Source organism: Dinghuibacter sp. (assembly GCF_035492835.1).
Taxonomy (GTDB): domain Bacteria; phylum Bacteroidota; class Bacteroidia; order Chitinophagales; family Chitinophagaceae; genus Dinghuibacter.
This window is the reverse complement of record NZ_DATJIY010000035.1, coordinates 1-24,731: the sequence shown is the minus strand read 5'-3', so window position 1 is coordinate 24,731 and position 24,731 is coordinate 1. Positions and strand designations below refer to the sequence as shown.

General features: G+C 55.7%; 25 protein-coding genes. 24 read left to right on the top strand and 1 reads right to left on the bottom strand.

Translation table 11 applies throughout. From position 1 onward, the window contains the following. From VL547_RS03560 to VL547_RS03465, 20 genes are all read left to right on the top strand, one after another. On the top strand, positions 1-402 hold a 402-nt coding region (locus VL547_RS03560; RefSeq protein ID WP_325575264.1), incomplete at its 5' end, for an energy transducer TonB. A gap of 33 nt (positions 403-435) precedes the next feature. Continuing rightward, positions 436-669, top strand: a complete 234-nt coding sequence (locus VL547_RS03555) for a hypothetical protein (protein WP_325575262.1) — start codon at positions 436-438, stop codon at positions 667-669. Further along, positions 669-1,607, top strand: coding sequence for a substrate-binding domain-containing protein (locus VL547_RS03550; RefSeq protein ID WP_325575260.1), 939 nt, complete (start codon positions 669-671; stop codon positions 1,605-1,607). The genes VL547_RS03555 and VL547_RS03550 overlap by 1 nt, the downstream gene beginning before the upstream one ends. A 67-nt stretch (positions 1,608-1,674) precedes the next feature. Beyond that, a complete protein-coding gene (locus tag VL547_RS03545; protein WP_325575258.1) occupies positions 1,675-3,354 on the top strand; it encodes a tetratricopeptide repeat protein in 1,680 nt (559 codons plus the stop codon). A gap of 108 nt (positions 3,355-3,462) precedes the next feature. Beyond that, on the top strand, positions 3,463-3,876 hold the full coding sequence (locus VL547_RS03540; RefSeq protein ID WP_325575256.1) for an NADH-quinone oxidoreductase subunit A: 414 nt from the start codon (positions 3,463-3,465) through the stop codon (positions 3,874-3,876). Positions 3,877-3,888: 12 nt separating this feature from the next. Next, positions 3,889-4,470 (top strand): NADH-quinone oxidoreductase subunit B, encoded by a 582-nt coding sequence (locus VL547_RS03535; protein WP_325575254.1) that lies wholly within the window; start codon positions 3,889-3,891, stop codon positions 4,468-4,470. A 6-nt stretch (positions 4,471-4,476) separates the two neighbouring features. Continuing rightward, positions 4,477-4,998, top strand: coding sequence for an NADH-quinone oxidoreductase subunit C (locus VL547_RS03530; protein WP_325575252.1), 522 nt, complete (start codon positions 4,477-4,479; stop codon positions 4,996-4,998). A gap of 11 nt (positions 4,999-5,009) precedes the next feature. After that, positions 5,010-6,239 carry an NADH-quinone oxidoreductase subunit D gene (locus tag VL547_RS03525; RefSeq protein ID WP_325575250.1) on the top strand — a complete coding sequence of 410 codons (1,230 nt, stop codon included), beginning with the start codon at positions 5,010-5,012 and terminating at the stop codon, positions 6,237-6,239. Between the two features lie 34 nt (positions 6,240-6,273). Beyond that, positions 6,274-6,762: an NAD(P)H-dependent oxidoreductase subunit E gene (gene nuoE, locus VL547_RS03520; RefSeq protein WP_325575248.1), complete on the top strand. Its 489-nt coding sequence runs from the start codon at positions 6,274-6,276 to the stop codon at positions 6,760-6,762. A gap of 34 nt (positions 6,763-6,796) precedes the next feature. Beyond that, positions 6,797-7,411 carry a hypothetical protein gene (locus tag VL547_RS03515; RefSeq protein ID WP_325575246.1) on the top strand — a complete coding sequence of 205 codons (615 nt, stop codon included), beginning with the start codon at positions 6,797-6,799 and terminating at the stop codon, positions 7,409-7,411. A gap of 15 nt (positions 7,412-7,426) precedes the next feature. After that, a complete protein-coding gene (gene nuoF, locus VL547_RS03510) occupies positions 7,427-8,788 on the top strand; it encodes an NADH-quinone oxidoreductase subunit NuoF (RefSeq protein WP_325575244.1) in 1,362 nt (453 codons plus the stop codon). Between the two features lie 11 nt (positions 8,789-8,799). Further along, a complete protein-coding gene (locus VL547_RS03505) occupies positions 8,800-9,912 on the top strand; it encodes a 2Fe-2S iron-sulfur cluster-binding protein (RefSeq protein ID WP_325575240.1) in 1,113 nt (370 codons plus the stop codon). 4 nt (positions 9,913-9,916) lie between these two features. Further along, positions 9,917-10,954 (top strand): NADH-quinone oxidoreductase subunit NuoH, encoded by a 1,038-nt coding sequence (nuoH, locus tag VL547_RS03500; RefSeq protein ID WP_325575238.1) that lies wholly within the window; start codon positions 9,917-9,919, stop codon positions 10,952-10,954. Between the two features lie 37 nt (positions 10,955-10,991). After that, on the top strand, positions 10,992-11,525 hold the full coding sequence (gene nuoI / locus VL547_RS03495) for an NADH-quinone oxidoreductase subunit NuoI (RefSeq protein WP_325575236.1): 534 nt from the start codon (positions 10,992-10,994) through the stop codon (positions 11,523-11,525). Between the two features lie 12 nt (positions 11,526-11,537). Continuing rightward, on the top strand, positions 11,538-12,038 hold the full coding sequence (locus tag VL547_RS03490) for an NADH-quinone oxidoreductase subunit J (RefSeq protein ID WP_325575234.1): 501 nt from the start codon (positions 11,538-11,540) through the stop codon (positions 12,036-12,038). A 4-nt stretch (positions 12,039-12,042) separates the two neighbouring features. Beyond that, entirely contained in the window at positions 12,043-12,384 is a 342-nt protein-coding gene (gene nuoK / locus VL547_RS03485; protein WP_414648328.1) for an NADH-quinone oxidoreductase subunit NuoK, read from the top strand. A 2-nt stretch (positions 12,385-12,386) separates the two neighbouring features. Continuing rightward, the gene (gene nuoL, locus VL547_RS03480; protein WP_325575230.1) at positions 12,387-14,285 is read left to right on the top strand and encodes an NADH-quinone oxidoreductase subunit L; all 1,899 of its coding nucleotides are present in this window, start codon (positions 12,387-12,389) and stop codon (positions 14,283-14,285) included. Positions 14,286-14,300: 15 nt separating this feature from the next. Further along, entirely contained in the window at positions 14,301-15,737 is a 1,437-nt protein-coding gene (locus tag VL547_RS03475) for an NADH-quinone oxidoreductase subunit M (protein ID WP_325575228.1), read from the top strand. A gap of 13 nt (positions 15,738-15,750) precedes the next feature. Beyond that, positions 15,751-17,142, top strand: a complete 1,392-nt coding sequence (locus VL547_RS03470; RefSeq protein WP_325575226.1) for an NADH-quinone oxidoreductase subunit N — start codon at positions 15,751-15,753, stop codon at positions 17,140-17,142. 18 nt (positions 17,143-17,160) lie between these two features. Beyond that, positions 17,161-18,435, top strand: a complete 1,275-nt coding sequence (locus tag VL547_RS03465) for an ABC transporter permease (RefSeq protein WP_325575224.1) — start codon at positions 17,161-17,163, stop codon at positions 18,433-18,435. A gap of 67 nt (positions 18,436-18,502) precedes the next feature. Here VL547_RS03465 and VL547_RS03460 read toward each other — a convergent pair whose 3' ends face one another. Next, on the bottom strand, positions 18,503-21,046 hold the full coding sequence (locus tag VL547_RS03460; protein WP_325575222.1) for a zinc-dependent metalloprotease: 2,544 nt from the start codon (positions 21,044-21,046) through the stop codon (positions 18,503-18,505). A gap of 533 nt (positions 21,047-21,579) precedes the next feature. Between VL547_RS03460 and VL547_RS03455 the strand changes: the two genes are divergently transcribed. The 4 genes from VL547_RS03455 to VL547_RS03440 all read left to right on the top strand — a co-directional run bounded on the left by VL547_RS03455 (position 21,580) and on the right by VL547_RS03440 (position 24,526). After that, positions 21,580-22,257, top strand: a complete 678-nt coding sequence (locus tag VL547_RS03455; protein WP_325575220.1) for a MotA/TolQ/ExbB proton channel family protein — start codon at positions 21,580-21,582, stop codon at positions 22,255-22,257. Between the two features lie 198 nt (positions 22,258-22,455). Further along, positions 22,456-23,112 carry a biopolymer transporter ExbD gene (locus VL547_RS03450; protein ID WP_325575218.1) on the top strand — a complete coding sequence of 219 codons (657 nt, stop codon included), beginning with the start codon at positions 22,456-22,458 and terminating at the stop codon, positions 23,110-23,112. A gap of 44 nt (positions 23,113-23,156) precedes the next feature. Continuing rightward, on the top strand, positions 23,157-23,687 hold the full coding sequence (locus VL547_RS03445) for a biopolymer transporter ExbD (RefSeq protein ID WP_325575216.1): 531 nt from the start codon (positions 23,157-23,159) through the stop codon (positions 23,685-23,687). Between the two features lie 14 nt (positions 23,688-23,701). After that, positions 23,702-24,526, top strand: a complete 825-nt coding sequence (locus VL547_RS03440) for an energy transducer TonB (RefSeq protein WP_325575214.1) — start codon at positions 23,702-23,704, stop codon at positions 24,524-24,526. Positions 24,527-24,731: the final 205 nt, after the last annotated feature.

Sequence of the window (24,731 nt, the reverse complement as noted above, 5' to 3'; positions counted from 1 at the left end):
AAGGGGCCGGCGGGCGCCAGCGTGACACCGGGAACGGGCGTCGTGAACGCCCCGGCAAAAGGCGGGGATGACGGTCCGCTGGACGGCAGATTCATACCGATCGAGAAAATGCCGGAATTTCCCGGCGGGGAAGAAGCCCTGAGGCGATTCTTCATGCGGTATCTGCAAACGCCGGACGAGCTGGAATCGGGTGCCAAGGTAAAAGTCATGATCCGTTTTGTGGTTGGAAAGGACGGCAGCCTGAGCGCCTATGCCGTACAGCAGAGTGGAGGACAGATTTTTGACAACGAAGTGGTCAGGGTGCTGAAAAAAATGCCCAAATGGACGCCCGGCATCCAAAATGGGAAGCCGGTGGCGGTATATTTTAGCCTGCCCGTGACCTTTATGCGTGGCGACGAATAATTTTTCCTTAACTTGCCCAACTCAGGAACAGATATGGACATGCAGGACCAACAGGAGAAGCGCCGGAAATTGAACGACCAGGTGCATGCTCTCCGGGACTTTACGATGGGTGTGTTGTACGTGGCGGCCGGTCTCTTCCTTTTTCTCTATAGGCGATGGGGGATACAATTCGACCTCATAGCAAGGCCCATAGAGATTGGCCTGGGTGTCATCATCCTGGTTTACGGAGGCTGGCGTATCCTTAGGGGCATCCAAAAAAACTATTGATGAACAAGAGGATCTATTCCTGGGTTTGGGCAGTTCTTTGTGTGATAGTGTCAGCGTGCGGGCAACCCACGGGGGAAAGGACGGGAACCCATCCCACCGATTCCCTGGCATCCGGCCGGATCAACATCAGCGTGGACGAGTCTTTCAGACCGGTGATGGAGGAGGAGTTGAAGGTTTTCCGGTCGTCCAATCCAAGGGCGGACATCCGGGTATCCTATAAGCCGGAGGCGGAATGTCTGAAGGACCTGCAGCAGGACAGCGTGCGTATGGTGTTTGTGACCAGGGGACTTACGGAAGCTGAAGCAGCATACTATAAGGCCAGACTGCAATTCGACGTCCAGTACGATGTACTGGCGTACGACGCGGTAGCCATCATTGTCAACGCCGGCTCCCCCGATTCCGTATTTACCCCGGGGGAGATTGCCGACATCCTGAAGGGACAAGGCAAGGGCCAGGTGGCGTATACCCCCGTCTTCGACGGATTGAACGCTACATCGACGATTCGCTTTGCTATGGATTCGATCCTGAAAGGGAGCGCTTTCGACACGGGTCACGTCTATGCCGCGGCCAACAGCACGGACGTGATCACCTATGTGGCGGCCAACCGGAACGCCATGGGGTTCGTGGGCGTGAACTGGATCGGCAACCCGGAGGATACGATCCAGGCTGGCTACAGGGATAAGGTCCGGATTTGCGGAGTCCAGTGTACCCGGTGTCCCGGAAAAACCTATGTTGTACCTACCCAGGAGGAGATTTTAACAAAAAGTTATCCTTTCACCCGTGGTTTATATTATATAAAGAAGGAAAATTATGACGGGCTGGGTAGCGGTTTGGTAGATTTTTTGAAATACCAAAGGGGGCAGCTGATTTTCAGAAGGGCTTACCTGGTGCCGGCCGTCATGGCCTTCATCGTCAGGGACGCGAAGGTGGATAAGTGACGGCGGCAAACTGTTTTTCTATATATAAAAATTTGAACACACACTTAAAACGAAATTGACAATGAAAATGAGAGTCAGCTTAGTTGCAGTGGCGCTGGCTTTGGGTAAAATGACCTTTGCCCAATCTGTGGAAGATGGAAAGCGATTCCTGTATTATCAGCGGTACCAGAGCGCAAAGGACGCCTTGCAAAAGGCTTTGGGAAGCAAGCCCAACGATGGGGAAATTACCTTTTGGCTGGGCCAGGCAGAATTTGGTCTGAAGGATTCCGCTGGTGCAAAGGACCTGTACTCGAAGGTTGCTGCCAATACGAACGATCCCTGGGCGCTGATCTGCGCGGGCGAAAATGAATTGCTTTCGGGGAAGAATGCGGACGCCCGCAACCACTTCGAAACGGCCATCAGCCTGACCAAGGGTAAGGACGCCAACGTACTCTCCGCGGTCGCCAAGGTAAACGTGGACGTACCCGCCGGGGACGCCAACTATGCCATCGAAAAACTGAATTCGGCCATCGAAAAGGAAAAGAAGCACGTAGAATCCGCACTATACGTCGGTCTGGGGGATGCTTACGCCAAGCTGATCGATGGGGGTAATGCCGTAACCAACTATAACAATGCGCTCCAGGCGGACCCCAAGTATGCCGCCGCGCACTACAAGACCGGGTTGATTTATGAGACCCAGCGGAACCCGACCCAGTATGTTCCGGAATACGAGGCAGCCATCGCCGCCGATCCGAACTACGGACCCGCCTACTACCGGTTATATGTCCACTATTATACCAGGGACGTCGAGAAGTCGAAGGACTACCTGACCCAGTATACGGCCCATGCGGACCCGGGTCCGCTCGTCGACCAGGCGAACGTGGATATCCTGTACGCGAGCCAGCATTTCCAGGACGCCATCTCCAAGAGCAAACAGCTCCTGGCCACCACCCCGGACGCCTTCAAGCCGCACTACTACAAGCTGATGGCTTATTCCGAGGATTCCCTGAGGGCCTATAATGACGCAAAGACCGATATCGATACCTACTTTGCGCATCCCGACGACAGCCTGACGGCGAAGAACTACCAGGAAGCCGCCCATATCTATTTCAAGGGCGGGTTCAGCAAAGACTCCGTTTTCTCCTTCCTCCGTCACGCCATCGCCATGGACACGCTCGAGGCCAACAAGCTGAATTACGTGAATTACGCGGCCGCCCTTTCCGATTCGTTGGGCGATCCCGTACAGAAGGCCTACTGGGTTGGGCAGATTTACCAGATGAACAAGGAGCCCAACCCCAACGACCTGTACAACTGGGGTAGCCAGCTGTTCACCAGCGCAGACACCCTGAAGGGTCGTGACTCCGCCAACTTTAACGTCTACAACGCCCTGTATACCCGTGCGGACAGCGTCTTTGGCGTATACATCGACAAGTTCCCCGACTATTCGGTCTATGGGTACTACTGGAGGGCGCGCTCCAACTGGGCCCTCGACCCCAACTTCGACAAGGGTCTGGCGGTACCGTACTTCGAAAAGATGATCGCCGCCGCCACCGCATCCAAGGACTCGGCCAATTTCGTTTCCCAGGTCAAGGTCGGCATCCAATACATGATTCAGTACTATCTGAAGAAAAAGGACTACAAGACGCTCCTGGATTATGTCAACAAGTACCTGTACTACGATCCTTCCAACGAAAGCTTCAAGCATCTGAAGGATACGCTGGATAAGTACTTCGCCAAGCAACAGGCTGGTGGAAAGACCGGGAAATAAAGGGCTTTTTACTTACAAACGATAGCGAAGGGGGGCTTTGGCCCCCCTTTTATTTTTGGCCGGTTTGGCCACTCTGTCTTATTTTTGTCAAAAATCAATCCTACTGAAATGGATGACTTATTCCTGCAGGCCCGGAATGTTGCTGCAGCCGCAGACGCAAACAGCGCAGCCCATTACCTGCCCATCGTCCTCCAGCTGGTTGTCGCCATCGTTATCGTTGTCCTGATGATGGTAGGGACCCACCTCCTGGGCCCCAAGCGCAAAACGGCAGACAAGCTCAAGAACTTCGAAAGCGGTATCCCTTCCGTGGGCGACGCCCGTCACCCGATGGCGATCAAGTACTTCCTGGTGGCGATCCTGTTTGTGCTTTTCGATGTGGAAGTGATCTTTTTTTACCCCTATGCGGTGAATTTCCGCGCCTTGGGTTGGGAAGGGTTTTCGGCCGTTTTGGCATTCGTGGCGCTTTTCCTGGTAGGGTTCATCTATATCATAAAAAAAGGCGCCCTTCATTGGGAAGAATAAAAATATTATATCATGGCACGCCCGGTTAGATTCAATATTAATGCGCAAGCCGATGTGAAGCTGGTCAAGGAAGGTCCCGAAGGCTATTCCGGCGAAGGTTTTTTTGCCACGTCCCTGGATAAGGTCGTCGGGCTGGGCCGGGCCAACTCCATGTGGCCCCTTCCGTTTGCCACGTCCTGCTGCGGTATCGAGTTCATGGCGACAATGGGCGCCACCTATGATTTTGCCCGCTTCGGGGCGGAACGGGTTGGTTTCTCGCCCCGCCAGTGCGACCTGTTGATGGTCATGGGAACGATCGCCAAGAAAATGGGCCCGGTGGTCAAACAGGTATACCTGCAGATGGCGGAACCCCGCTGGGTCATGGCGGTGGGCGCTTGCGCCTCCTCCGGTGGTATATTCGATACCTATTCGGTGCTCCAGGGTATCGACCAGATCATCCCGGTGGATGTATACGTGCCGGGGTGTCCGCCGCGGCCGGAAGCCATTCTGGATGGATTTATGAAGGTCCAGGAACTGGTTCACAATAAAGAGGTGATACGCCGCCGTACCTCCGATAAGTATAAAGAATTGATGGAAAGCTACGGGATACAATAACTACTTATGCCCTTGACGAACGAAACCATTACTAAAAAGTTGACCGAGCACTTCGGTGATCAGCTTACCGATATAGAGGAGCCTTACGGGCTGTTAACCTTCACCGCGCCCAAGGACCTCAACCTCAAAGTAATGCAGTTCCTCTACGATGACCCGGAATTGAAGTTCCGTTTCCTGACCGACCTGACCGGGGTACACTTTCCCGATCGCAAGGGCGGGGAGCTGGCCGTGGTCTACCACCTGCACAACCTGGAGGACAACGTGCGGTTGCGGTTCAGGATATTCACCGATATTGCGAAGCCGGATGTATTCACGGCCACCAGCCTGTTTTCGGCGGCCAACTGGATGGAGCGCGAAACATACGATTTCTTTGGCGTCAACTTTGTCGGCCATCCGAACCTCAAACGGGTGCTGAACGTTGACGAAATGGACTATTTCCCGATGCGCAAGGAGTACCCGCTGGAAGACCAGACGCGCACGGACAAGGACGACGAGATGTTTGGACGGGGCGGTCATATTGGAATATAGAAAACAGCTTTATGTCAGAACAACACCAACACGTTAAATTGCCGGACGGGTCGATCGAAAAGACGACGACCACCTTGAACATGGGTCCAACCCACCCGGCAACGCATGGCGTATTTCAGAATATACTGGAGCTGGATGGGGAGAGGATCGTATCGGCGGACTCCACGGTGGGCTATATCCACCGGGCCTTTGAAAAGATCGCCGAGCGCCGTCCACTCTACCAGATCACCCCCCTGACGGACAGGTTGAACTACTGCTCTTCTCCCATCAACAATATGGGATGGCACCTGACGTGCGAAAAGCTGTTGGGCGTCAAAACGCCCAAGCGCGTGGACTACCTGCGGATCATCGTCATGGAGCTGGCGCGTATCTCCGACCACCTGATCTGTAATTCGATCGTGGGGGTGGATGCCGGCGCCTATACCGGTTTCCTGTACGTGATGCAGTACCGGGAGCTGATCTATGAAATCTACGAAGAAGTTTGCGGCTCGCGGCTGACGACGAACATCGGACGGATAGGCGGGTTCGAACGGAACTTTACGAATACGGCCTTTACAAAGCTGGAAAAATTCCTGAGGGAATACCCTGCGGTGCTGAAGGAGTTCGAGAACATGTTCATGCGGAACCGCATCTTCATGGAACGGACGATGGGCACCGGCGGCATTTCCGCGGAAAGGGCGCTGAACTATGGATTCACGGGGCCGAACCTCCGCGCCACGGGGGTGGACTATGACGTACGGGCCATGAACCCGTATTCTTCCTACGAGGACTTTTCCTTCAACATCCCGGTGGGCTCCACGGGCGATAACTATGACCGCTGGCTCGTCCGCGAGCAGGAAATGTGGGAATCCCTGGGCATCATCCGCCAGGCGTACGAGAAAATACAGGAGTTCAAGGGAGCGGATGCGGAAGTGTATCACGCCAACGTGCCGGAGTACTATTTGCCGAAGAAGGAAGATGTCTATACGAAAATGGAGGCGCTGATCTGGCACTTCAAGATCATCATGGGCGAGGTGGAAATGCCGGCCGGCGAAGTGTACCACTCGGTGGAGGGGGCTAACGGGGAGCTGGGCTTCTACCTGATCAGCGATGGGGGGAGGGCGCCGTTCCGGCTTCACTTCCGCCGTCCGTGTTTTATCTATTACCAGGCATACCCGGAGATCACTCAGGGGAGCATGCTGAGCGATGCTGTAATTACTATGAGCAGCCTCAACCTCATTGCGGGGGAAATGGATGCCTAGGCCAAAGGCCCAAATTATTAGAGTTAGACTATATATGATACAGTTTTCCGACGAACTATTAGCCAAGGTCAAAGAACTAGTTTCACACTATCCCGAGGGACGGCAAAAGAGCGCCCTCATCCCGGTGCTGCACATCGCCCAGGATCAGTTCGGGGGTTGGCTGGACGTGCCGGTCATGGACTATGTCGCGGGGCTGCTGGAGCTGGAGCCGATAGAGGTTTACGAGGTGGCTACGTTTTACTCCATGCTGAATACGAAGCCGGTGGGCAAATACGTACTGGAGGTTTGCCAGACGGGTCCCTGTATGTTGAACGGGAGCGACGATATCATCGCCTATATCCGTGAAAAACTGGCGATCAACCCCGGCGAAACCACGGCGGACGGCCTGTTCACGCTCAAACCGGTGGAGTGTCTCGGGGCGTGCGGGTATGCGCCCATGATGCAGCTGGGGACGACCTACCGGGAGCACCTGACGACAGAAAAAATCGATAAGATCATAGAAGAAGCACGCTTAACTCGCTAAACGAAGTGTGCTGTCAATGATAACAAATCCCAATATGAAGAAAGTAATCCTCGTTGTATTGTTTATTGCCGGCTTGGGTAGCCTCGCCCAGGCGCAATTGTTGAACCCGGGTATCGAGATTGGTTATGGCGGTTTCACCCCGCCCATGCTCTCCGGGGATGTGAAGACCCGTGCCGAGTTTTTCTCCAATACCGTAAAGGGAACGGAAACCGTGACCAGCACCGGCGCATTTCACGCGGCCGTGTACGCGAAGGTTTGGAAGGTTACCGTCGGGGTGGAAGGCTCCTACGAGTCGATGATGGTAAAGAACCAGTTTACCTACTCGTCGGGCAACCAGACCATCGGAGGCGAGCAAAAGACAAACCACAATTATGTGACCGCGATGGCAAGGGTTCAGTGGAACTACTGGAGCTTTCCCGGGTTCAAGCTCTATGGCGGCCTGGCTGGCGGTACCTATTGGGTGACCTCCAAATTGAAGGAAAACAACTCGAACGAAACGCCGGATCCGAAAACCAGCTATGAGAGCTTTGCCTATCAAGTGACCGCCATCGGCGCCAGTGTCGGTAGCAATAAGGTCACCGTTTTCCTGGAAGGGGGCTATGGGTTCCTGGGCCTCGTCAGCGGAGGCGTTCGGTTTAAATTGAAGTAGCATCACATTACAGATATGGGACGTAAACTGTTATTGGAAAAGGCGCACGTGGAAGGCATCCGGTATTACGATACCTACCGCCGTGAAGGCGGGTATGCCAGCGTGGAAAAAGCCTTGCGGAATTATAGCCCGGAGCAGGTGGTCGAAGAGGTCAAGAAGAGCGGTCTGAGGGGAAGGGGCGGAGCCGGTTTTCCCACGGGCATGAAGTGGAGCTTCATTGCAAAACCGGAAGGCGTGCCGCGCCACCTGGTGTGCAATGCGGACGAATCGGAGCCGGGCACGTTTAAGGACCGTTACCTGATGGAGTTCCTGCCGCATCTGCTGGTCGAAGGACTGATCGTCTCTTCGTACGCATTGGGTTCGAACGCGACCTATATCTATATCCGGGGAGAATACGCATGGGTGGCCGACATCCTGGAGCAGGCGATCGCCGAGGCAAAGAACAACGGTTGGCTGGGGAAGAACATCCTGGGCAGCGGGTTCGACTGTGAAATATATGTACACCGCGGCGCCGGCGCCTATATCTGCGGCGAGGAAACCGCGCTGATCGAATCCCTGGAAGGCAAGCGGGGCAACCCCCGAATCAAACCGCCCTTCCCGGCGGTCAAGGGCGCCTGGGACCGCCCCACGGTGGTCAATAACGTGGAGTCCCTGGCGGCGGTGGTGCCCATCATCAACCTGGGCGGCGAAGAATACGCCAAGATCGGGGTCGGGAAGTCCACGGGGACGAAGCTGATCTCCGCCTGCGGCAATATCAACAAACCGGGCGTATACGAGATCGACATGACGATCTCCGTGGAAGAATTTATCTATTCGGACGAATACTGCGGCGGCATCCCCAAGGGGAAACGCCTGAAGGCTTGTATACCCGGCGGCTCGTCGGTGCCCATCCTGCCGGCCAACCTCCTGCTCAAGACGGCCAAGGGAGAAACCCGCATGATGACCTACGAGAGCCTGGCCGATGGCGGTTTTGCCACAGGCTCGATGATGGGCTCGGGGGGCTTTATCGTGCTCGACGAGGACCAGTGCGTGGTCCGGCATACGATGACGCTGGCCCGGTTCTATCAGCACGAAAGCTGTGGTCAGTGCTCGCCCTGTCGCGAAGGCACGGGCTGGATGCACCGTATCCTGAAGAACATCGAGTACGGCAAGGGTAAGAAAAGCGATATAGACCTGCTGTGGGACATCCAGCGCCGCATCGAGGGCAATACCATTTGCCCGTTGGGCGACGCGGCGGCCTGGCCCGTGGCGGCGGCGATACGGCACTTCCGCGACGAGTTCGAGTGGCACGTGGACAACCCGGAAGAGTGTCTGAAGCATAATTATGGATTGGCACACTATGCAGACCCGCGGCCGGTTCCGGCGGCGACGGCCTAAAACATATAGATATGGCTGACGAGAAGAAGTTATTCAAAGTCACGATAGACAACATCACCGTCGAGGTAGAGCCGGGAACGACGATCCTCAACGCCGCCCGGAAGATCGGTCCGGACATGGCGCCTCCCGCCATGTGCTACTACTCCAAGCTGAAGGGCAGCGGCGGCAAGTGCCGGACGTGCCTGGTGGAGGTAGCGCAGGGGAGCACGGCCGATCCGCGGCCGATGCCCAAGCTGGTGGCTTCCTGCCGGACCACGGTGATGGATGGGATGGTGGTAAAGGGTATCACCAGCGAAAAGGTGATCGACGCACGCAAAGGGGTCGTGGAGTTCCTGCTGATAAACCACCCCCTCGACTGCCCGGTTTGCGACCAGGCCGGGGAGTGTAACTTACAGGACCTGAGCTATGATCATGGCGCGGCGGGCACGCGCTACCAGTTCCCGCGCCGGACGTTCGAAAAACACGACCTGGGTCCTTATATCCAGCTGCACATGACGCGGTGCATCATGTGTTTCCGCTGCGTATTCACGGCGGACCAGGTGACCAACCGCCGGGTGCACGGTATCCTGGACAGGGGCGAGCACGCGGAGATCGCGACCTATATACAAACGGCCCTCGACAACGACTTTATCGGGAACGTGATCGACGTTTGCCCGGTGGGCGCATTGACCGATAAGACCTTCCGGTTCAAGAACCGGGTATGGTTCCTCAAACCGGTGGACGCACACCGCGACTGTCCCAAGTGCTCCGGCAAGGTGCAGCTGTGGTACCGCGGCGACGAGGTCTTCCGCGTTACGGCGCGCAAGGATGAATTCGGGGAAGTGGAGGAGTGGATCTGTAACGAATGCCGTTTTGAAAAGAAGGCCACCAAGGACTGGGTGATCGAGGGGCCGACGAAGGTCAACCGCCACTCGGTCATTTCGGCGAACCACTACCTGGGCGATGTGCACAAACCCCACGAGATCGAACCCAAGGTGATGGGCAGACCGCCCCGCCTGTTGATGGATATACACAGCGTAAGCCAGGTGAACCGGCCGAACATCGATTTGTCACAGCTGCCGGGCCCGGCGCATTCGGATGATTTTGGTACGCCGGACGCGCCGCCGCAACTCAATAACAAATAAGACTATGCACCTTTTAGCGATTGACTGGGTTTTTTTTGCGGAGAAGCTGATCCTGATCGTGGTGATCATTTCGATTTCCCTGGGGGTAGCCATGTATTCTACCTGGGGGGAACGTAAGGTGGCGGCATTTATGCAGGACCGCATCGGTCCCAACCGGGCGGGACCCTTTGGTCTCTTCCAGCCGCTGGCCGACGGGTTGAAGCTTTTTATGAAAGAAGAAATCTTCCCGAGCAGTTCCAATAAATTCCTTTTCATCCTGGGTCCCTGTCTGGCGATGCTGACTGCGATGATGACCAGCGCGGTCATTCCCTGGTCGAGCCCGCTCAGCATCGGCGGTCGTGAAGTACCCTTGCAGATTGCCGACGTGAACATCGGTATCCTGTATGTATTCGGCGTCGTCAGCATGGGCGTTTACGGCATCATGATGGGCGGCTGGGCGTCAAACAACAAGTTCTCGCTACTGGCAGCCGTCCGCGGCGCCTCCCAGATCATCTCTTACGAGCTGGCCATGGGCCTGTCGCTGATATCGCTGCTGATGATCAGCGGCTCGCTTTCCCTCAGGACGATCGCCGACCAGCAGGCACACGGCTTTTGGTATGTGGTGTACCAGCCGGTCGGATTCATTATCTTCTTCGTCTGCGCCCTTGCGGAGTGTAACCGTACGCCGTTCGACCTGTCCGAAGCCGAGAACGAATTGAACTTCGGGTACCACCAGGAGTATTCCTCGATGAAGCTCGGCTTTTACCTGTTCGCGGAGTACGTGAATATGTTCATCAGCAGCGCGATCATGGCGACCCTGTTCTTTGGGGGATACAGCCTGCCGTGGGTACACATCGCCGATCCCAACCTCGCCGCCATCGTAGGGGTGATCGCCTTGTTCGCAAAAACGATCTTTTTCATATTCGTATTCATGTGGATCCGGTGGACGATTCCCCGGTTCCGGTACGACCAGCTGATGCGGTTGGGGTGGAACAACCTGATTCCGCTGGCGCTGGCGAATATGGTGATAACGGGCGCGATTGTATTGTGGTTGAAAAAATAAACCGGGCCGCGCCGGAGGCGCGGCAAAAAATGAGATTATGAACGCACTATCCAATAAGGCAAAAGCAGTGGACCGCCACCCGATGACTTTCGTGGAACGGCTCTACTTATGGAATATCGCGAAGGGGATGGCTATTACGCTGAAGCACTTCTTCAAGAAGAAGGCGACCATCAGCTATCCTGAGGAAACGCGTCCTTTCAGCCCGGTCTTCCGGGGTCTCCAGGTATTGAACCGGGACGAGGAAGGACGTGAACGCTGCACCGCCTGCGGTTTGTGCGCGCTGGCTTGCCCGGCGGAGGCCATCACCATGGAAGCGGCCGAGCGCAAACCGGGTGAAGAGCACCTCTACCGGGAAGAAAAGTATGCGGCCCGGTATGAGATCAACATGCTCCGCTGTATCTTTTGCGGGCTGTGTGAAGAGGCCTGTCCCAAGGACGCGGTTTACCTGTCCGAAACGTTTGCCCCGTCCAACTATCAACGCAAGGGTTTTATATACGGCAAGGACGTGCTCCTGATCCCTGATCCGAAAACCGATCCCGCAGGCTATGCGAAGGCCAAAGGGCAACACTAAACGTCACACAAGATGAGCATTACGCAAATATTATTCTGGTTCCTTTCCATCCTGACGATTTTTAGCGCGCTGATGGTCATTACGCGTAAGAATCCGGTGTATAGCGTGCTTTGGCTGATCATCACCTTTATCGCGATCTCCGGCCACTATATCCTCCTGAACGCGCAGTTCCTGGCGGTGGTGAACGTGATCGTGTATGCGGGCGCCATCATGGTGCTGTTCCTGTTCGTGATCATGCTCATGAACCTGGACGCGGACGCCGAGCAGACAAAGAACAAGTGGCTGCAGCTGGCGGGCGTGGTGGCGGGCGGCTGTCTGCTGCTGATCCTGGTAGCGGCGCTCAAGGGCGCCGAGAATCAGGCCAAAACGGTTGAAATGGGCACCGGCTCCATCGGGTTGATCGAGAACCTGGGCCAGGTGTTGTTCAAGCAGTACATCCTGCCGTTCGAAATTTCCAGCGTATTGTTCCTGAGCGCCATGGTCGGCGCCGTGGTCATCGGGAAGAAAAACTAAAGCGATTATGCCAATCAACTATTATATTTTTCTCGGCGTCATCCTGTTCTGCATCGGCGTGACGGGTGTCCTCACCCGGCGCAACGCGATCATCATCTTCATGTGTATCGAGCTCATGCTGAACGCGGTAAACCTGCTCCTGGTGGCCTTCTCCAAGATGCACCACGCGATAGCGGCGGCTAACCAGGGCGCGGCAACCACGGTGGGCACCGAAGGACAGCTGTTCGTTTTTTTCATCATGGTCGTGGCGGCGGCGGAAGTAAGCGTGGGGCTGGCCATCATCGTGATGATGTACCGGAATACCCACTCGGTGGACGTTAATTTCCTGAATCGGTTGAAACACTAGATATGAGTCAATTAGTCTACTTAGTTCCGCTGTTCCCGCTGGTCGGCTTCCTGGTGATCGGGCTGGGACGCAACCTCTGGTCGAAAACCCTGACGGGTTTGATCGGGTGCGCCACGGTGCTGGCTTCTTTCGTGGTGAGCGTGATGATCTTTAACGAGGTTCGCACCCCCGGGTTCACGCCTGTCACGGTAAAGCTGTTTGACTTTATCCACTTCGGTACGCTGAACATCAACTTCGCCTTCCAGGTTGACCAGCTTTCTTCCTTGTTCCTGCTGATCATTACCGGGGTCGGCTCGCTGATCCACATTTATTCCACCTCCTATATGCATGAGGAGAAGCCGCACCACTTCGCGCGCTACTTCTGCTACCTGAACCTCTTCGTGTTCTCGATGCTGCTCCTGGTGCTGGGCGCCAACTACGTGATCATGTTCATCGGCTGGGAGGGCGTGGGGCTCTGTTCCTACCTCCTGATCGGGTTCTGGTTCACCAACGGGGACTATAACTACGCGGCCAGGAAGGCTTTCATCATGAACCGCATCGGCGACCTGGCCTTCCTGATCGGCATATTCTGGATACTGGCGCAGTTCGGGTCGGTGAACTACCAGGACGTCTTTTCCCGCGCCCAGGGTGGGGTGACCACTTCGGTCGTGACCGGGATCACGCTCCTGTTGTTTATCGGCGCGACCGGCAAATCCGCCCAGATCCCGCTCTACACCTGGTTGCCCGATGCCATGGCCGGCCCTACACCGGTATCCGCGTTGATCCACGCGGCGACGATGGTGACCGCGGGTATATATATGATCGCCCGTAGCAACGTCCTTTACACCCTGGCCCCCGCCACCGAAGGCGTGATCGCGGTCATCGGGTTGTGCACGGCGATCCTGGCGGCATCCATCGCCATCCAGCAAAACGACATCAAAAAAGTACTCGCCTATTCGACGGTCAGCCAGCTGGGGTATATGTTCCTCGGGCTAGGCGTGGGAGCGTATACGGGCGCCGTTTTCCATGTCATGACACACGCCTTCTTCAAGGCGTTACTGTTCCTTGGCGCCGGCAGCGTGATCCACGCCATGGGCGGGGAGCAGGACATCCGGAAGATGGGGGGCTTGCGCAAGTTTATGCCCGTAACCTGGATTACCTTCCTGATCGGGACGATCGCCATCGCAGGAATACCGCCGTTCTCGGGGTTCTTTTCCAAGGACGAAATCCTCTCGCACGCTTACGCGCATAACCCGGTGCTGTATATCATCGGTTTGTTTGGCGCGCTGATGACGGCTTTCTATATGTTCCGACTGCTGGCCATGACATTCCTGGGTCAGTTCCGTGGGACGCATGAGCAGGAGCATCATCTCCATGAAAGCCCGGCAGCCATTACGATTCCGCTGATCGTACTGGCGGTGCTCGCGGCGGGGGCGGGGTTCCTGGGGATACCGGCGTATATGCACCCTGACGCGCACATACTCGAGAAATTCCTGGCGCCGGTATTCGCCGCGTCGACCGATATGAAGCCGCTGGCCGAAACGCCGGCCGGGGTCGAATGGGCGCTGACCGGCGCCAGCGTGGTGCTGATCCTGATCTGCTCGGCGTGGGCGCTGGCCAAATTCGCCAAATTCACAGGCCCCGGTAAGGAAGCCACGGGCTTTGCCAAGATACTGGAGAACAAATGGTATGTGGACGAGCTGTATGACGCCGTGATTGTAAGACCCATCAACGGGCTGGCGGGCTTCCTCAACAAATACGTGGAGCGCCTGGGACTGGACGGGATCGTCAATGGGATCGGCCGGCTGGTGCAGTATTCAGGCCGCCAGATCCGGCTGCTGCAAAGCGGTCAGGCGGGGACCTATATCCTGCTGATGGTCATCGGTATGGTCGTTCTTTTTATTGTCCAACTCTTTATATAAAACCAGGTAGGCGATATGTTAGCATTGTTACTTATTCTGATTCCGCTCGTCACCGGTTGCGTGACCTTTCTGCTGAAGCAGGGGAGCGCGGCAAAGATCTGGTCCCTGCTGGCCTCCGTGGCGACCCTGGGTGTATCGATCGCGGCGGCCGTGGACAAGGATGCGTCTGCCAGGACCTTCAAGGGGGACTGGCTGAGCGACCTGGGCGCCTCGTTCTCCCTGCACATCGACGGCATGGGGGCTATCCTGGTCCTCCTGACGGGTATTTCGCTGGTCCTCGTCCTGGTCTCGACGTATCACAACACCTATAAGAACCCCTCCGTCTATTACGGGCTGATGCTCCTGTCGCAGGCCGGTCTGATGGGTGTTTTCCTGGCGGCGGACGGGTTGCTGTTCTATTTCTTCTGGGAACTGGCACTGATCCCGGTCTACTTCCTGTCCTCGGGATGGGGGGGCGAACGCCGCATCCAGGTCACGTTCAAGTTTTTCATTTATACGTTTGTCGGCTCGCTGATCATGCTGGTGGGGCTGTTGTATCTCTATGCGCTCAACCCCGAAAGCTCTTTTGCGCTGGAGTCGCTCTACCGGGTTCACCTGACGCCGGACCAGCAGGACATCCTGTTCTGGATGTTCTTCGTGGCCTTCGCGATCAAGATGCCGATCTTCCCCTTCCATACCTGGCAGCCCGATACGTATGAGCAATCTCCTACATCGGTGACGATGATCCTCAGCGGCGTCATGGTGAAGATGGGTCTGCTGGGCGTCATCCGCTGGGTGGTGCCGATCTTCCCCGAAGCGGTCCATCATTTTGAGAACGTCGTGATCGGTCTGAGCGTCGTGGGTATGGTCTACGCGTCGCTGATCGCCTTCCGTCAGGACGACCTGAAACGGATGGTGGCCTATTCATCCATCGCCCACATCGGTCTTATGTGCGCGGCGGTGTTTTCGAGCAGCCAGATAGGCTTTCAAGGGGTGCTCGTTCAGCTCTTCAACCATGGGATCAACATAATAGGATTGTGGATCGTGATCGACGCGATCGAGCAACGCCTGGGCACGCGCAAGATGAGCGAGCTGGGCGGTCTGGCCACCACCGCGCCGTCACTTGCCATCCTATTGGTGATCATGTCGCTGGCCAACGTGGCGCTGCCACTGACCAACGCCTTTATCGGGGAATTCCTGATGTTCGACGGGTTGTACCAATTCAACGTATGGTACATGGCCTTTGCGGGTCTGAGCATTATCCTGGGGGCGGTCTATACGCTGCGGATGGTGCAGATGGTGATCTATGGCAAGGAAAACGCCCTGACGAGCACCATGCCCGATCTCAAACTCAACCAGAAATTGATGCTGGCGGGGATCACGATCCTCATCATTGTATACGGGGTATATCCGGAGCCCTTGTTCCGGATGACGGAAGAAACGGTTCACGCCATTATCGCACAGCTCAAATAATTTAAAGCGCAACATGAACGTACTTATACTGTCGACCCTCTGGGGCATTGTGATGATGTTTGGCGGGCTGATCTTTAAAAAGACCGGCGCCGCCACCTACTTCGCCGTCGCGGGCATCCTGCTGCTGCTGCTGGGCAGCGTGGGGGACGTATCCGGCGTGGTGATCACGAAGTCCACCTTTGGCGGGATGCTGAACTTCCAGGGATATACCGAGCTGTTTTTAACGGTGGTCCTGGTTTCGGTCCTGTTTTACTTCCTGTTGTCGGGTCGCGACATCGAGGCGGTGGGACCCGGCGGTTTCGACTACTACGCGTTGGTTTTTTTCGTGATTACGGGCATCACGCTCTGCGCCAGCTACAACAACCTGCTGATGCTGTTCCTGGGGATCGAGATCCTGTCGATCCCGCTTTATATCCTTACCGGTTCGGACAAGAAGAACCTGAAAAGCAACGAGGCTGCGCTGAAATACTTCCTGATGGGTTCGTTTTCCACGGGGATCATGCTGCTCGGGATCGCGTTCATTTATGGCGACTCCGGACGGTTCGACCTGGGTACGGCCAACCTGCCGTTTGGGATGATGATCACCACGCTGCCCGCGCTGACAAAGGCAGGGTTGCTCCTGCTGCTGTTTGCCATGGCTTTCAAGGTGTCGGTGGCGCCGTTCCACTTCTGGACGCCCGACGTATACGACGGGGCGCCCACGGTTTTTACTTCTTTTATGGCGACCATCGTCAAGGCGGGCGGCTTTATCGCTTTCCTGAAGCTTTTTGGAGAGGGATATGCCAAGTCCGAATATACCTGGGGCCTGGCCATGCTGGTCCTGATCGTGGCCACCCTGCTGATCGGGAACCTGACCGCCGTCTTCCAGCAAAGCGCCAAACGCATGATGGCGTACTCGAGCATCGCCCAGGCGGGGTTTATGCTGATGGCGGTTTATGCCCACAATAGCTTTGCTACCGATGGCCTCCTGGTCTACACGGCCTCCTACTGCCTGGCCACGATCGGTGTATTCGCCGTACTGACCCGGGTAAAGGATCATTCGTACGAGGGTTTTAACGGCCTGGCCAAAAAGGAACCCCTCCTGGCCCTGACGATGGCGATCTGTCTTTTGTCGCTGGCGGGGATACCCCTTACGGGCGGTTTCCTGGGCAAGTATTATATGCTGACCGCGTTGGTCAAGGCCGGTCAGGGCCCCTATATGCTGGTCTTCGCTGTCCTTTGCGCGGCCGTCAGCGTCTACTACTACTTCCGCCTGATCCAGGCCATGTATTTCAAGGACGGCAACCCCGCCCTTTCCCCGGTCTCCACGGGGCTCAAGACGGGTATGGTCGGGCTGACGATTTTAATTATCCTGTTGGGCGTTATACCTTATGATCTGTTGTTGAACTGGCAGTTATTCTTTTAAAGTGGTATTTTTAGGGGGATGAAGTTCTCCGATACGCTTTCGCTGGCGTTCCACACGATCAAGACCAACCGCCTCCGGGCCGGTATCACGATCGCCATCATCGCCCTCGGCATCATGGCCCTGATCGGGATCATGACGGCGATAGAGGCGATGAACAACAGCATTTACGAGAACTTTACCCTATTGGGGGCCAATACCTTCGTGATCCACTATCGCGCCAGGGATTTTTTTGGCGACGGTGGTGGCGACGCTTCCAAAAAGACGTCGAAAAAGAATGCCGAAAAGTTGTCGCAACAGGGGAAGGCCATCACCTATTTTCAGGCCGAGGGCTTTAAAAAACGCTTTACCTTCCCTGCCGCCGTCAGCATTTCCCAGATCGGGGACTACAACGCCTCGGTTTTTTACGGAACCCATAAGACCAACCCCACGGTCAGGATGATCGGGGGCGACGAGAACTATCTCTACAGCAGCGGATATTCCCTGGAGATTGGCCGCAATTTTTCCCAGCTCGACCTGGAGACCGGCCGGAACGTGGCCATCCTGGGGATGGACGTTGCCAAAAAGCTTTTTGGGGATGCGTGGCGTACCGCCGAAAACACCGTCATCCGCGTGGGTGGCAGCCGCTACCGCGTCATCGGCGTGCTTAAGGCCAAGGGCGCCAGCTCCTTCCTCAGCCTGGACAACATTATCATTACCACCCTGAACAACGTCCGCCGCGAATACACCAACTTCACCAATTCCCTCAACCTGAGCGTTACCGTTCGTGACATCCAGCAGATGGACGCGGCCATCGGCGAGGCTACGGGCGTTTTCCGGCAGGTGCGTGGGTTGGCCGTTTCGGAGGCGAACAATTTCTACATCGACCGCAGCGACAGCCTCGCCAACCAGCTGGATAATTTGTTGCTGTATGTCCGCCTGGGCGCCATAGTCATCGGGATCATTACCCTGCTCGGCGCCGCCATCGGTCTCATGAACATCATGCTCGTCGCCGTCAGCGAGCGTACCCGGGAGATCGGGCTTGTGAAGTCGCTCGGGGCGCGACGCGCCACCATCAGGTCGCAGTTCCTGCTGGAAAGCGTCTTGATTTCTTTGTTCGGGGCGGCGTTCGGGATCATCCTCGGGGTCCTTGTGGGGAACCTGTTTGCCGCGTTTCTCGGGACGGGGTTTGTGGTGCCCTGGTTTTGGGCGTTCCTGGGGATAATAATCTGTTCTATTACCGGGCTGATCGCGGGATTATGGCCGGCGCTGAAGGCGGCGCGGCTGGATCCGATTGTGGCGTTGAGGTACGAGTAGATTTTTTTTGCGTGTATAAAAAAAGCGGACCGGTTTGGTCCGCTTTTTTGTTGGCGCGTGGGAAGCGCTATTTCTTGGGCTCGAGCGCATCGGTGATGTGATCGGCGAGGTATTGGAGGTGGTTGCGGGTCACTACGTCGTGGGCGGCCGGGATGGCGGCGCGGAGGCGGGCGCGGAGGCTCACGAGGGCGGCGCGGGCTTCGGCGGGGACGTCGGACTTCATGGGGTCCTCACCCTGCGTAATGGACACGCCACGGTTACTGAAGTTGATGCCCAGGGAGGGCTTGGCTTCGAGCAGACCGATGAGGTGCTCGACGTAGCTCTTCTGGAGATTGCGGCGGTAGTTGTCGATGGTCTTCCCGGTGCCGAGCTCGCCCCAGATACCCTTGTTGAGGTCGGCGATCAGGTCTTCGATGGTGTAGGGATCGGTAGTGCGGTTACCCGAAATGGTCAGTCTTTCCAGACGGCCGGCGGACAGTATGGAACCAAGGACGTTGTCCTGGAGGTCGCTGATGGACTCGGTGGTGGGCTGGGAGAACTTGTTGATGATGTTCTTGTCCAGCAGCCAGGTCGGGGTCGTGAAGAGCTGTTCGTTGAGGAACGCCACGGCTTCCTGTTGACGGGCCTTGGGCGTGGTTTCATAGACGTCGCCCGGTTGCTCTATGCTCTTGGGGGTCTCGTATACGCCGCCGATGTTCTTTACGACGTGGTACATATAGCGTTGGAACTGGCCATAGAGCTGTTGGTACATCTCTTCCAGGTTATCATACGTATCGGCTTCCTCCCTGGTCCATTCGGGCAGCTTCACGATGATACGCTTCAGGTTCTTGATGCCGTAGGCGCTTGCCTTCATGCTGTTGTCGCCGAGGTCTTCGGTTTGTTCGCGGGGATCGTAGGGATTGGTCTCGGTGCCGAAGAAGAGGCGGGGGTTATGGCTGAGGCTGTCGATGATCAGCTTGGACAAGGCCTTCTTGTCTGCTTTTTCGTCCTGGCTGCCCGGGATATAGTGATAGCCCCATTGGATAGCCCAGCGGTCGTAGTCGCCGATGCGGGGGAACAGACCGGCTTCGGTGATGTTGTCCTCGGGTTGGGCGACATAGTTGAAGCGGGCGTAGTCCATGATGGAGGGGGTGTGTCCGTGGGCTTCCACGAAGGCTTTGTCACGGAGTTTTTCCACGGGGACCGTGCTGCTGGAGCCCATGTTGTGGCGCAGACCCAACGTATGTCCGATTTCGTGAGAGGAAACGAAACGGATGAGGTTGCCCATCAGGTCGTCATCAAAATGCATGCTCCGGGCGCGGGGATCGACGGCGGCTGTTTGGATAAAGTACCAGTCGTGTACGAGCTTCATGACATTATGGTACCAGCCGACGTGGCTTTCGAGGATTTCGCCGCTGCGGGGGTCGTGGATGTTGGGGCCGTAGGCGTTCTCGATGTCGGAAGCAAAGTAGCGGATGACGGCGAAACGCGCGTCCTCGAGGCTCATGGTCGTGTCGTCTTCGGGCCATTCCTTGGCCACGATGGCGTTTTTGAAACCGGCCTGCTCAAACGCCTTGTTCCAGTCATTGACGCCGGCAATCAGGTATGGACGCCATTTCTTGGGGGTGGCGGGGTCGATATAATAGACGATCTGCTTTTTGGGTTCGACCAGTTCGCCATGGAGGTACTTGTCCATGTCCTCGTCCTTGGGTTCGAGACGCCAGCGGCAGATGAAATTGGATTCGTCGACCTTCTGCTGGTCGTCGCTGAAGACGGTGAAGTCGTCGGAGAAGAAGCCTACCCGGGGGTCGAAGAGACGCCGTTTCATGGGCGTTTTGGGGAGCAGCAGCATCGAGGTATTGATCTCGAAGGTGACCGCACCGGCGTCGCCGGCGGCGGGGAAGGCGCGTCCGCCGCCACCAGGCATGAGCGGGTTGGAGGGCATGGGGCTGGAGCTCCAGGTTTTTACCGTCCGGATCTCGGTGTTGATGGGGTAGGTCGTTATCTTTTCTATATAGGACCGGTCGGCCGCCAGACCGCCAAGGCTAAAGCGACGTTTTGCATTGGGGTCCAGGGAGACCACTTGATTGTCTCCTTTAAAGAAGTCGGTGACGTCGATGACGGTGCTGGTGGAATCGGGACCAAAGGCCTTTATGTCGAAGGCGGCGGCGATCGGGTCGACATAGGAATTCCTGACAGCTCTGTAGATCGGCTCGGTGCTGTCCTTGGCGACGCTGATCAGCGTGATGGTCCGGAGGAAGAGCTTGTTATCCGGGCCTTTTTCCCAACGCATCGTCTGCTGGTTGGCGACTTCGCCGCCATATATGCCGGCGCCCCCGGGGGTTTTGGAGTAGCGCGTGATCGCCATGAACTCCCGGCCGAGAATGGAATCGGGTATCTCGAAGTACCATTTGTCGTCAACGTGGTGAATGGTAAAAAGTCCTGATTTTGAGACCGCTTTGGCGGTGATGATTTCTTTGTAGGGTTTGATGGCGGACTTCGGCGCTTCTCCACGCGGGCCGCCCATGGGGTGGGAGGCGGAGTCTGTGGGCAGTCTCCGGTTTTGCGCTTCTACACGAATTCCGCTCAGGCACGCCAGGATGAGTGCCGAGGATAAAAGCAAGTTTTTCATGCGCTCTCTAATGGTTTTTTTGGTGATGATTCCGGCTGAAGCAATTGATTTTGACCGCCGGAAGGTTGAGAAATGATGTTTAAGCGTTGAAATTATATAAAGCGAGGATCATTGGGTCTTACTTTGTACAAGAGGGCGATGGAGTAGATGACTGGTATGGGTTATAAAACATAAAACTGCTATATATTTTAGAAAAAGGTAATCTATATTGTTTGGCAATATTCATTAATTTATTACCTTTCAAGGCTACCCATAAAATATTTGTTTTTAGAATTTGTTCGTCAGAGAACTTTTTTCCTTAGAATTGCTGTACTAAAACCATTTTTTACCATTTCATCAACATTGAAAATTAAAAGATCATGGCTGAAACTAAATCAACTGTAACCGCCGGTGCAAGTGCAACTGCTGCAAAAGCCGGAACCTCCGTGCAAGCGAAGAAATCCAGCAACGCAGTTTCTTGGATTGCTCCAGTGATTTGCTTGATTGCGGGGATTTCCTTTTACGTATTTGTATTGGGTAACGAGAGCAACTTTGTGAACAATAAGGGGGCTAACTGGATGGGTAAGATGCACGAAGGTGGACCGATCGTTCCGCTGCTCATTACTCTGTTCCTGATCGTGATCGTGTTTGTCATCGAACGTTTGCTGACCATTACCAAGGCTCTCGGAAAAGGCAATATCGCCGACTTCGTACGCAAAGTACAATACCACCTGGCCAATAAGAATGTAGACGCAGCGCTTCAAGAGTGCGACAAGCAACAAGGCTCCGTCGCCAACGTCATGAAAGCCGGTCTCCGTAAATACAAGGAAATGATCGGTAACAGTGAACTGGATACCGAGCAAAAAGTACTGACGATCCAGAAGGAAGTCGAAGAGGCTACCGCCCTCGAGCTGCCCATGCTGGAAAAGAACCTGGTGTTCCTCTCCACGATCGCTTCCGTAGCTACCCTGATCGGTCTGCTCGGTACGGTTATCGGGATGATCCGCGCCTTCAGCTCCCTCGGCGAAGGCGGTAGCGGTGGTTCCAGCGCGGCCAACGACCTGGCAAAGGGTATCTCCGAGGCCCTGTACAATACGGCCCTCGGTATCGGTACTTCCGCCGTGTCCATCATCATGTACAACGTATTCACCACCCGTATCGACAGCATCACCTACGGCATCGACGAATCTGGTTTTACGCTGACTCAGAGCTTCGCCTCCAACTACAAATAGTAGGCGGGCCCACGGGCTATCCCATACCCCATGCTGAGCGGGCAAAGACCCGCCGCCTTGTGGCGAGGAATTATTAAACTGTTGGAAATCAATGACTCCGTGTTTTTGGGGAAAAATTTCCAAAAAAAAGTTTAATTTCTTTATGGAAAATGGGGGGCTCGTGCATCTTAATAGTATAATCAGCAAAAAACTCAGACAATGCCAAGAGTCAAAATTCCAAGAAAGAGTACGACGGTAGACATGACCGCGATGTGCGATGTGGCATTCCTGCTGTTGACCTTCTTCATGCTGGCGACGAAATTCAAACCGGAGGATGTGGTCAAGGTTGCTCCGCCCAGTTCGGTGTCATCCGATGACGTGCCTGACAAAAACGCCCTCCAGGTATTGTTCGATAAGGAAGGGAAGGTCTTTTTCACCTACAGCAACGGAGACGAGCTTTCCGGTTTTGTTGACGTGGTGAGCCAACAGCAGAATCTCGGCCTCAACGACGTCGAAAAGAAACGGTTGATCAAGATCCTGAACGGCGGTGGCGGCATAGGGGTTCCCTTTGGCGAGCTCAAGCAAGTACTGGACCTCGATGCCGATTCGTACAAGGCCTTCAAGCAACCGGGTATCCCGGCCGCGGATTCGGCCAACAACCAGCTCAGGACCTGGATAGCCTGTCTGCTCGCCTCCAACGGCGGCAAACAGCCGGACAACGTCCTGGTGAAGGGTGACAACGGTGCGAAATACCCTGCTTTCAAGGAGGTGCTCCGCGCCTTCACGGACAACAAGGTATTCCACTTCAAGCTCGTAACGGCCATGGCCGACGCGCCTCCCGGAAGCGCCTTGTGGGACGAACGCCACAAGAAATAACCCGTAAGCAAAAATTTATTTAACGTATTTAAACTGATACGATTATGGCAGAGATGGAAGTGAAAGGGGGGGGAGGGAAAAAAGGCCCAGGTGTCAAAAAGAGTAAGAAGTTGTCTACCCGGGTCGACCTGACCCCGATGGTGGACCTCGGCTTCCTGCTGATCACCTTCTTTATGTTCACCACCACCCTGAGTTCACCGACGGCAATGAAACTGATCATGCCGGACGAAACGGCCAAACCGGAAGAACAGAACGAAGCGGCAAAGTCCGGCGCGTTCACGATCATCCTGGGGAAAGGCGATCAGTGCTATTATTATGAAGGGGACGATCCGAAGACCATGCAGGTGACCAACGTAAAGGGCATCCGGGATAAGATCATCGACAAGAAGTCCCGCACTCCGGCCGACAAGCTGGTGGTGATCATCAAGCCCGACGTGGACGCAACCTATGCTGACGCCGTGGCCCTCCTGGACGAAATGACCATCAACGACGTCAAGAAGTACGCGATGGTGGCGGTTCGTCCCGATGAATACACCCTGGTGCAAGCGACGGAAGCGGCCAACGGTATTAAATAGATAAAAAGAAACTCATGGAAGCTAATAAAATTCTATCAGCCGACATCCTCGATATCATATTCGAGAAGATGAACAAGGACTACGGCGCCTACAAGCTCCGCAAGGAGTACCGTAAGCGTCTGACGCTCGCCTTGATCATCACGGCTGCAGCTGCCCTGGTTTGTATCGCAGGAATGATCTTTTCCCGTTGGTATGACACGCACGCTGGTAAAAAGAAGGTCGACATCGCCGATGTCACGCTGTCGAACGTGGACAACAAGCCGCCGCCCCCACCGGTGGTGCCCCCTCCCCCTCCTCCGAAGGTAGAGCCGCCGAAGATCGAAATCAAGAGCTTTACGCCTCCCAAGATCGTCGACCAACCCGATCAGAAGAAGGAAGTAAAGCAACAGGACGATCTGGACAACACCACCATCGGTCACATCGACCAGGCCGGTATCAAGGCCCCCGACGTGGTGAATCCGCCCAAGGTGGACCAGGGCAGCAAGGTAGTTTCCGCTCCCGCGGACGATGACAACAAGGTCTTTACCAAGGTAGAAATCGAAGCCGGCTTCCCCGGTGGCGATGCTGCCTGGAACGAATACGTACGCAAGGCCATCACTTCGCATATGGACGAGCTCCAGGACGAAGGCAAGAGTGGTACCTGCGAGGTACAGTTCATCGTGGACAAGGACGGTAACGTTAGTGACGTAACGGCCCTGACCATGCAAGGCTCCAAGCTGGCCGAAATTGCGGTAAACGCGATCCGCCGCGGTCCCAAGTGGACCCCTGCCCAGCAGAACGGTCGTAAAGTAAAGGCGTTCCGCCGGCAGAAGATTACGTTCCAGATGCCGGAAGAATAAGGTTACAGTAAGTACTTTTAATAATTATGGCCCCGCCTTTCCAGGTGGGGCTTTCCTTTTTTTACTACTTACCGGCCGATCCTCAACCGGTGCGCCTCTCCTGGCACCTAAGCCTGCCGGCGTGGAGTACGGGGTGGGATGCCTCTTTTACCCCGTTTTGCGAAACGTTTCGCAAAACGGGGTAAAAGTGGCATCCCACCCCGTT

Bases quoted from the DNA above. Each gene is read 5' to 3' on its own strand.
- VL547_RS03535 (WP_325575254.1), top strand. From the start codon at position 3,889: ATGGCACGCCCGGTTAGATTCAATATTAATGCGCAAGCCGATGTGAAG.
- VL547_RS03550 (WP_325575260.1), top strand. From the start codon at position 669: ATGAACAAGAGGATCTATTCCTGGGTTTGGGCAGTTCTTTGTGTGATA.
- VL547_RS03515 (WP_325575246.1), top strand. From the start codon at position 6,797: ATGAAGAAAGTAATCCTCGTTGTATTGTTTATTGCCGGCTTGGGTAGC.
- VL547_RS03460 (WP_325575222.1), bottom strand. From the start codon at position 21,046: ATGAAAAACTTGCTTTTATCCTCGGCACTCATCCTGGCGTGCCTGAGC.
- VL547_RS03440 (WP_325575214.1), top strand. From the start codon at position 23,702: ATGGAAGCTAATAAAATTCTATCAGCCGACATCCTCGATATCATATTC.
- VL547_RS03470 (WP_325575226.1), top strand. From the start codon at position 15,751: ATGAACGTACTTATACTGTCGACCCTCTGGGGCATTGTGATGATGTTT.
- nuoH (WP_325575238.1), top strand. From the start codon at position 9,917: ATGCACCTTTTAGCGATTGACTGGGTTTTTTTTGCGGAGAAGCTGATC.
- VL547_RS03450 (WP_325575218.1), top strand. From the start codon at position 22,456: ATGCCAAGAGTCAAAATTCCAAGAAAGAGTACGACGGTAGACATGACC.
- VL547_RS03530 (WP_325575252.1), top strand. From the start codon at position 4,477: ATGCCCTTGACGAACGAAACCATTACTAAAAAGTTGACCGAGCACTTC.
- nuoF (WP_325575244.1), top strand. From the start codon at position 7,427: ATGGGACGTAAACTGTTATTGGAAAAGGCGCACGTGGAAGGCATCCGG.
- nuoI (WP_325575236.1), top strand. From the start codon at position 10,992: ATGAACGCACTATCCAATAAGGCAAAAGCAGTGGACCGCCACCCGATG.
- nuoE (WP_325575248.1), top strand. From the start codon at position 6,274: ATGATACAGTTTTCCGACGAACTATTAGCCAAGGTCAAAGAACTAGTT.
- VL547_RS03475 (WP_325575228.1), top strand. From the start codon at position 14,301: ATGTTAGCATTGTTACTTATTCTGATTCCGCTCGTCACCGGTTGCGTG.
- VL547_RS03525 (WP_325575250.1), top strand. From the start codon at position 5,010: ATGTCAGAACAACACCAACACGTTAAATTGCCGGACGGGTCGATCGAA.
- VL547_RS03445 (WP_325575216.1), top strand. From the start codon at position 23,157: ATGGCAGAGATGGAAGTGAAAGGGGGGGGAGGGAAAAAAGGCCCAGGT.
- VL547_RS03490 (WP_325575234.1), top strand. From the start codon at position 11,538: ATGAGCATTACGCAAATATTATTCTGGTTCCTTTCCATCCTGACGATT.
- VL547_RS03545 (WP_325575258.1), top strand. From the start codon at position 1,675: ATGAGAGTCAGCTTAGTTGCAGTGGCGCTGGCTTTGGGTAAAATGACC.
- VL547_RS03505 (WP_325575240.1), top strand. From the start codon at position 8,800: ATGGCTGACGAGAAGAAGTTATTCAAAGTCACGATAGACAACATCACC.
- VL547_RS03555 (WP_325575262.1), top strand. From the start codon at position 436: ATGGACATGCAGGACCAACAGGAGAAGCGCCGGAAATTGAACGACCAG.
- VL547_RS03540 (WP_325575256.1), top strand. From the start codon at position 3,463: ATGGATGACTTATTCCTGCAGGCCCGGAATGTTGCTGCAGCCGCAGAC.
- nuoL (WP_325575230.1), top strand. From the start codon at position 12,387: ATGAGTCAATTAGTCTACTTAGTTCCGCTGTTCCCGCTGGTCGGCTTC.
- VL547_RS03465 (WP_325575224.1), top strand. From the start codon at position 17,161: ATGAAGTTCTCCGATACGCTTTCGCTGGCGTTCCACACGATCAAGACC.